8 protein-coding genes are annotated in these 8,077 nt (G+C 48.7%); 4 read left to right on the forward strand and 4 right to left on the reverse strand.

The window, feature by feature from the left end:
* Nucleotides 1–79 precede the first annotated feature (79 nt).
* A complete protein-coding gene (locus E5S67_RS30120; RefSeq protein WP_172192882.1) occupies nt 80–523 on the reverse strand; it encodes an EamA family transporter in 444 nt (147 codons plus the stop codon).
* A 108-nt stretch (nt 524–631) separates the two neighbouring features.
* Here E5S67_RS30120 and E5S67_RS30125 point away from each other — a divergent pair, with 108 nt between their 5' ends.
* Nucleotides 632–1,087: a MarR family winged helix-turn-helix transcriptional regulator gene (locus E5S67_RS30125; protein ID WP_172192884.1), complete on the forward strand. Its 456-nt coding sequence runs from the start codon at nt 632–634 to the stop codon at nt 1,085–1,087.
* A 253-nt stretch (nt 1,088–1,340) separates the two neighbouring features.
* Here the strand turns inward: E5S67_RS30125 and E5S67_RS30130 are convergent, their stop codons facing one another.
* The gene (locus E5S67_RS30130; protein WP_172192886.1) at nt 1,341–2,726 is read right to left on the reverse strand and encodes a UDP-N-acetylmuramoyl-tripeptide--D-alanyl-D-alanine ligase; all 1,386 of its coding nucleotides are present in this window, start codon (nt 2,724–2,726) and stop codon (nt 1,341–1,343) included.
* Nucleotides 2,727–3,135: 409 nt separating this feature from the next.
* Here E5S67_RS30130 and E5S67_RS30135 point away from each other — a divergent pair, with 409 nt between their 5' ends.
* Nucleotides 3,136–4,416, forward strand: coding sequence for a hypothetical protein (locus tag E5S67_RS30135; RefSeq protein WP_172192888.1), 1,281 nt, complete (start codon nt 3,136–3,138; stop codon nt 4,414–4,416).
* 286 nt (nt 4,417–4,702) lie between these two features.
* Entirely contained in the window at nt 4,703–5,032 is a 330-nt protein-coding gene (locus tag E5S67_RS30140) for an RNA recognition motif domain-containing protein (protein ID WP_172192890.1), read from the forward strand.
* Between the two features lie 227 nt (nt 5,033–5,259).
* Here E5S67_RS30140 and clpS read toward each other — a convergent pair whose 3' ends face one another.
* Nucleotides 5,260–5,541 carry an ATP-dependent Clp protease adapter ClpS gene (gene clpS, locus E5S67_RS30145; protein ID WP_172192892.1) on the reverse strand — a complete coding sequence of 94 codons (282 nt, stop codon included), beginning with the start codon at nt 5,539–5,541 and terminating at the stop codon, nt 5,260–5,262.
* A gap of 287 nt (nt 5,542–5,828) precedes the next feature.
* On the opposite strand from clpS, the gene E5S67_RS30150 reads away from it, so the two are divergent.
* Nucleotides 5,829–6,422, forward strand: a complete 594-nt coding sequence (locus tag E5S67_RS30150) for a DUF3172 domain-containing protein (protein ID WP_172192894.1) — start codon at nt 5,829–5,831, stop codon at nt 6,420–6,422.
* A gap of 171 nt (nt 6,423–6,593) precedes the next feature.
* On the opposite strand, the gene E5S67_RS30155 is transcribed toward E5S67_RS30150, so the two are convergent.
* On the reverse strand, nt 6,594–7,925 hold the full coding sequence (locus E5S67_RS30155) for an AMIN domain-containing protein (RefSeq protein ID WP_172192896.1): 1,332 nt from the start codon (nt 7,923–7,925) through the stop codon (nt 6,594–6,596).
* Between the last annotated feature and the right edge of the window lie 152 nt (nt 7,926–8,077).

Raw genomic sequence — 8,077 nt, forward strand, 5'->3', positions numbered from 1 at the left:
CTTCTTGCCGTTTTTACGGATATGGGTTGATTTACATTCTGGGCATTGCATAAATTATTCCTCCTATTCATACTCTAACTCAGCAACGCCTTAGCGCCACCAGTACAGGGCGAGAAGGCAAACATCGGGAACTCACAGCAGTCCATAGGACAACCAAAATAGGAGCCGTAAATAACAGAACGATCGCCACGGCTACAGGCAAGCGCTGAATTGCCAGGTAATCGGCACCGACTAAGCCAACGAGAATGAGTCCCAGCGCCAATTGTGGACGATCGATCGGCTTGGCGTGGGAGCGTCCCACCAAACTATCCAGAATCGCAAGTCCAAAAATGGCGATCGTTGCGCTTGCTCCAGCTAGCTCAAACGGCTGCACTCCTGATAAAAACAGGCGATTGGCGACATTAGCAGCGATCGCCCAGGCAACAACTGTCAGGAGCATTGCCAGCATTCCCAACAGATTGGGTGAGTTGCGATCGCCTTCGAGCAGCGATTTCCAGGCGGTGTGAGGCGTTTTAGCAGCCATCGTTTCACCTTCGCAAGTAGTTTACTATTTGATAGTTGAAATTTCAACTAAAATCAAGGTAGCACGCGATAGTTGAAAATTCAACTACTTTTTTGAGATAATCCTGAGATGACTGCTAAACCTAAACTGGACAATCTACGGAACTCTGTCTGGCGACTTTTTATCACCGCCAATGTCAAGCTGCTCGATCGCATGGGCGAAAAGTTTTCTCAGGCAGGGCTGCCCTCGATGGATTGGTACGATGTACTGTTGACGCTCAAAGAAGCGCCAGAGTATCGTCTGCGCTTGAGCGATTTAGCCCAGAAGGCGCTGTTGAGCCGGAGCAATCTGACCCATCTGGTCGATCGCCTGGAAAAAGCCGGACTGCTATATCGAAAACGCTGTCCGAGCGATCGGCGCGGCACCTATGCTGTGCTGACTGAGGCAGGATTGGCGATGCAACAGCAAATGTGGACGGTTTACGCTGAAGGAATTGCAGAATACTTTGCCTGTCACCTGGATGATGAAGAACTTCAGGTGATGCAGCAAGTGCTGAAGCGAATGCTTGCGGCAGTTAGTCAGTAAGGGCGTCCGAGCAGATAGTCCTCACTTGGCGAACCAGAATGATGCCAGTCTCGGTGGCAGAACTCTTGTTCGCCAAAAGTCTCTTTAAATATCAAATCCGCTTTTCATCGGAATGATATAAACGGAGGACACGGCACTGCCGTGTCCCTACAATTAATGGCGGTAGGGACACGGCACTGCCGTGTCCTCAGTATCATTCCGATGCAACCGGAAACGATATAAATCGCCGAGTCACAAGCGCCAAGTTTCTCTTCTATTCTTCCCCGCCCAACTCAGCTCTAACTTTCTCAACAACTCGATTCAACTCCACCGAATGAGAGGCCTTAAATAAAATACGATCGCCCGGTGTGACAAACTCCATTAAATGCCTTGCTAAATCTTCGCGGGAATTCTCCCTCGCAATATCTTCTACCTCCAAAAAAGGCAAACCCGCCGCACCCGCAGCCATCGCCGCCGCTTCCTCAAAATCAGCAAAAACAAACAAAGCATCCAGATTCAACTCTCGCGCGGCCCTTCCCACTTGTCGGTGAAATTCGATCGCCCTGTCCCCCAATTCCTTCATTGTTCCCAACACCGCAATCCGGCGCTTTCCTGGAGTATCTGCTAACAGTCTCAGGGCCGCCAACATCGACTCCAAACCAGCATTGTAAGTCTCATCCAGAATCACAATATCCTGCGGCAAATCGTAGCGGCGCGCCCGTCCATCCGGTAACTGCACAGACAAACCTTGCTTTAAAACTTCCCAATCAATACCTAAAACTTTTCCTACCGCCAAAGCCGCCAAATAATTTACAGCATTGTGCCGTCCTTGCAGCGGCAGTGGCAATTCCACACCTTCTACATACATTGTATCATTATTGAGCAATTCTCCGCACAAATCGCCGCCTTCTAAACCGTAAGTTAAAGTTTTTCCCTGCCAAACTTGGGCCGCAGTTGCTATTAATCTGTCACAATCGTGATTGAGAATAGCAATGCTATCATCAGGCATTTCGGCTAACAGTTCGCACTTAGCTTGGGCGATCGCCTCTTCCGAACCCAATCGCCCGATATGCGCCGTTCCTACGTTAGTAATTACCGCCACTGTAGGACGCGCAATTTGCGACAGCAGCGCTATTTCGCCACTCCCGCGCATTCCCATTTCAATTACAGCATAATTGTGTGAGGGCGAAAGCTCTAACAGAGTTTTTGGTACTCCAATTTCATTGTTGTAGTTATATTGAGTTTTAAGAACATTTCCTCTCGTTGACAAAACCGCCGCAATTAATTCTTTAACAGTAGTTTTACCGACCGAACCAGTAACAGCAACTATAGGTATACTGAACTGGTTTCGCCACCAGCGGGCGATCGACTGATAAGCTTTTAAAGTATCATCCACGCGCAACAGCGGAAAATTAGGCAATTCCTCTTGCCAATGTCGATCGACTATCGCCGCAATCGCCCCCAAATCCCGGGCTTTTGCCACAAATTGATGGCCGTCAAAATTGTCTCCCCGCAGCGCCAAAAATACTTCGCCCCCCTCAAGAGTGCGCGTATCTGTGGCAATACCTGTCCCTAAAGCTGTCAAAACATCGTCAGGCACAGCAGGCAAAGGTACATTTAAAATTTCAAAAAGTCTGGCGATACTTACGCGACAAACCATAACCAGCACTCACCTTTCAAATAATTATTTTCACAGCTAATCCTACCTTGCTTGACCTGACATTTAACTGACAGGGGGCTGCTGGTCAGGATAGACCTTGACAATCCTAATACTAAATCGTCAGCAAACCAAGAAATTCTTCCGTACCTACTCACAGTCTTTACCAATACTTTACAAAGTCTATATTGATTTAAGGCCTTGCTAATTACCAACAATTCATGCCATGCTGATGTTGGTAATTAGTTTTAACTAAGCAAAAAATATCGATCGGCTTAAGCTGCTGACAGCTTCTACCCCTAAGCCTCATCCGGCGAGCAGCTCGGTTGACTCAATTGTTGCGCTTCATCTGCCAATTCATCAAGCTAATAGCGCTGAAAGCTCTTGCCCCAGACTTGGAGGTTAATCCACAATGAACGACTACAATAGACAGATTTACGAAGAAGAACAGCTACTTTACAAGCACTGGCTGGAGTTGGTACAACGAGAGCAGCCGGCCGAACTCATCAGCCGCTTTCGCACTTTGTTTATTCATGGTACCGGATATCCCGATCGCTCCGTCGCCGAGGCACTCGAAAAAATAGCAGCCTCAGAACACGCCGAACAAGAATTCAAGTACATCCTCAACCGCTGCTGCCACATCCTGATCAACCGCTGGCAAACTTACTCCAGCAAGCAAGCAGCCATCCCTGAATTGATCGCTCTGTTTGAAGAAGCACCCAAAATACTATTTGGCTACAATCAATCGCGGGCGCGAGGCTCGATCCCCAAATTAGTAAATCAATTTACCGAAAGCGAACAGTACCTCACACTCCAACGCTTAGCCAAAGTCATAACTCACAGCAATGAAGATAGCAGCAACAGCAAAATCCCTGCTACCCTTGCCCTCGGAACCTTAATTCCCCGCTATCCTTACCTGTATAAACACTGCCTGCTCAGCGACGACAGCACCTACGAACAGCAGAAAATCATTAAAAAAATCCAAGCTCAAAAGCAGCAGCAATTTGAGGTCAACCTCTCCCAATACGTCGCTCACCAAGTGAGAAAAGCCCAAACAGCACGGCGGGAAACCTCAATTTCCTTCGGGAGAATTATACAGCCTATAAAAAACCCAACGCTGTTGAGCGATCCGGAACTGTTCTTTGCCCTCAAGCAATTTGTTGGAAAAGTAGAAGGAGCCGATACCTACAGAGAGCTAGCGGGTCGCTTCACGGCGAACGCCAGCACAACTGCGTCTTACGGCTCATTTAAAGACGACTTGTACGAATACCTGATTTCTTCTGTCACCGACGATCGCTACGGCAAACGTCAATTTAACGAAAAATTGTATAAGCAACTACAAAATACCTTTCCTCACAGCGACGATCAGAAGTTCAACGAATTTTTAATGATCAGAACTTGCAGCCAGTTATTGAACTTTTTAGTAGTAGAGAGTCCTGTGCGGCCCAACCACTTTGTCTTCATCGACCTGATCTCTAATCTCGGGCCGACCCAAACCACAGGTTTGCTGCTGAAAATCGTACTAATTTGCGGCAAAGTCAAGCCCTACCTAGAAAAGCGGCTGGCAATTTTGTTCGGTCACTATGAATTCAGTACCCGAGAAGGCGTGGTGTGGTTAGTCAAAGCCCTGGAAAACGTGAACCTAGCTTTGAGTACCAATTTTGGCAAGGTGGATGTATCTTTCCTGCGGTGAGAGCGCGCGCTACAACTTTCTGTGCTTCCACCTTGACAAAACATCACACCGAGAAACCAGGTTTCTCAATACCCTAAAAGTTTTACGTTTAATTAGAACGACTTAATTAACTGCTGAAACCTACTCAAAAGACGCTATTCTATGTTAAAGTACCAAGTGTGAATCAGATTCAGTTGCAGGCTTTGTTCATTGCTACAGAATTGTCTAAAAACTTGCCCTTCTGTATCGGCAGGGGACTCTCCGAAACTGAAATCTTCGCACTGTCTAAATTTTGGAGTTATTCCTCATGTCGATATACGTCGGTAACTTATCCTACCAAGTTACCCAAGAAGACATCACCACCGTCTTCGCCGAATACGGAACCGTTAAGCGAGTACATCTACCTACCGACAGAGAAACCAGTCGCCCCCGCGGCTTCGGTTTTGTAGAAATGTCAACAGATGCAGAAGAAGATGCAGCCATTAGTGCTCTCGACGGAGCAGAGTGGATGGGTCGCGACCTCAAAGTTAACAAAGCTAAGCCCCGCGAAGATGAAGGCCGGGGTGGCGGCAACCGGGGCGGCGGCGGCCCTGGAAAATTTGCTCGCGGAGGCGGCGGCGGCGGAGGACGTTATTAATTTCCTCTGATAAAGATTTGAGATTGGAGAGTTGAAATTGGCGATCGAGCTTACCTAGCTCCGAAGCACTTCCGGCCGTTCCGAAAAACCTATGCTCTTCAAGTTTTCATATCTACCGCTTTAAATATACCAAAAAGCCAAGGGCCTAACCCTTGGCTTTTTGGTATGAGGGTTGACGGTATGAGCCTGAAACGCCCAGGGCGAATCGGTTGCAGTGCCGTCAGGTTCTAATCGTCAGGTTCAATACTGCTGCTCAATCCGTGATTGTTGAGCGTTTCAGCGTAAAACTCAGCGTGTTCGAGAGCGCAAACAATCACCAGTCCCATCCCGTTAGTGTGGGCTTCCATCATCACATTCACAGCCTGTGGCTGAGTCAGACTCGGTACCGTCGCCATCAAAGTCTGCACCACGTACTCCATAGGATTGAAATCATCATTGTGCAGCAGAACGCGGTAGCGCGGTGCCAGCTTGCGGACTGTGGAACTTTTTTGAATAATTTCGACAGACACTAATCTATACCTCCTGACTTGTAAAATGTTAAAATTTGTCAACAATCTTGAACCGGATTCCTCCGCTGTGCAAGAGTATGTCACTTTCAGTTATTTTATTGAAATCTGAATAATCAGACAAGGCAGCCCCTTTGTCGATCGCGAGCTGTGAACCGCACACCAAAGCCAGAGGGGGTGTCCTGGGCCCTCCGCAACCACCTTCCTAGCGCCATAATATTAGAAAGGCGAGATCGGTTAAAAATAACAAACTACTACCTGTTGAGTCTCCAGAACTGAGGGAACCTTATATGAAACGCAAACCTAAATCCTACAACGACGACAGATTCAGCGACGCATCCCGGGGAGATGAAGACTCCGGCTCATTTGGCGGACAGTCGCGGCGTCAACCTCAGTCCGGCAAACCCTCTTTCCTCAATTCCGCCACTCTTGGGATTTTAACAGCCGTCTTTATTCTGGGAATTGGGATTGGCATTGCTTTTAGCTCCACAGCTACCATTAGCCCAGAGAACGTAGCATCCCGCGAATTTATCGATCGCAGCGCCCCGAACCCAGAACTTTGCGTGCAGTTTGGAGCAAGCGCGATGGTGACAGATATGCGCCTCTACGTCACCCTCAACCCCTTCAACGTCTACATCTCGCAGCCGAGTATGCGCCCCGGATGCGTTCTGCGAACCAATAACTGGGCAATTCTGGAACAAAGAAAACTCATCAGCCAAAACCAAGTGCGAGAGTGCAAAAATCGCATGAACACCTTTGGCTTCACCGGCCCCCTGGAAGCCCAACCCGAAATTAACTGTATCTACCAAAACGACGGCGCTAAAAACCTGTTCCTCAACCAACCGGGTTCGATAGCTCCAACCACTGAAGGTCAAAATTTCTAAATCGCCGATATAGCGGTTTTCAGTTGAGTGAAGTACAGATGCTCGGGTAGGGACTTAGGCTAAGCCTAAGTCCCTAATTTATTTCATGCAAGGGAAACTGCTCTCAGTAGATTTTGAAGCCCGAGGTTTGAGGAAGAAGGAAGTCTTCTCTCAAACCTCGGACTGGTTCCTTCAAAAACCGAACTGCGGAAAATCTTCGGTTAACTGAACTTGCAAAATTTGGCCGGGTTGAATCGTAGCAGGTTGAGGAGCAGCGACGTAAGTTGTAGCAACACCACCGGCTGCTCCCGCCAACAAACCGATACCGGAAAAGCCGCTCAGCAAGAACAAAGCTAAACCACCAATACCAGTATTTCGCAACAAACTGCGATCGGAAGGCTGTTGTCGGCGGCCTCCCACAGGTTCCGATCGAGCGAAGAGAGGGATATTGCGGCCGTTCAGACTAATAGCTTCGACAACAAATCGACTGCCGAGGTTGGTCGTTTCAAATCTACCGATGACAGGCGTATTAGCAGGTACGATCGTATTGCCGCGACTGTCGAGAATTCCCCCTTGCAGCAGCAGCACTTCCTCTCGGCTGGGTTTCGCACGGGCAAGGCGCAAAGCCTCAGCACCGGGGTATAGCAAACTGAGCTCCGTCCCCGCCGGCAACAAGATATTCGCCCCAGCCGCAGCCTGCGAAACAGCATTCGATCGTCCGCGAGGAAGTGGTTCACCAAAGGTAAGCGTCCGCTGTTGGGGCGCATCAGCAGCCGTTATTTGAGGAGCTAGGCTGGGTACAGCAGTACCTTGTACCCCTGAGCCTCTGTCAAGGCGAACATTGACTAAAGGAACTCTTAGCGGTCGAATTTGGTCGTTGGGAGTTGGTGGCTGCGAAGAATTTGTAGCGAGATTCAGGGAAGTAGGAGGGTCAGGTCGATCGACCTTTGGAGCACCATTTGAGTTGGAATCTGTCGGCGGCTGGTTTTGCGGTACTTGTATTGCAGGCTGGGGTTGAGTTTCGGAAGTTTCCACAATAGGAGTCGGTTCGATCGAAGGACGCAACACCCAGCGATTTTCTACCCCGCTTCTTTGGAATTGAACTTTCCCTGCGCTGAAACCGACTCCGGGAGCCAAATTGACCAGAATTCTCGCCGTTCCCGGTTGAAGTTGACTCACCGCCACAGAACGTACAGTGCCTTGCGGGTATAGCTGAGTTGCATCTATTCCGATCTCAGTATTGGGCAAATCCACAGCAATTTGATTCGGGTTGAGTAGAGAATATGTGGGGGTTGTTCCCTCTGGGAGAGTAATTTCTAGCTGATTTGTCGCCGGATCGAATTGCCAACTTGTGACTGTAGAAGCATTTGCTGGTTGCTGTGCTGCCGGCACTGCTGCAACTGCCGCGACGATTGCTAGACTCAGACTCAGTGACTCGATCGCAAACAATCCGCGTCCTAGAGAATTAACAGCCAATTTTTGTAAGTCTTCCCCAAATCTGGTGAGTAATTTTTTGTATGGCATGGCGGCTGGGTGAAATTTTGAATCTGAAATAGATTATGGATGGGAAAATTTTGCCTTCGGATGCTGGCGGGGTGACAACCCCGCCGGAACTCAGACAGGGCTGGTATTTGACCGACTTGTGTTAAAAAAAGATAGGTCAGATGAAAGTTACA

It is taken from the genome of Microcoleus asticus IPMA8 (assembly GCF_013179805.1).
GTDB lineage: Bacteria > Cyanobacteriota > Cyanobacteriia > Cyanobacteriales > Microcoleaceae > Microcoleus > Microcoleus asticus.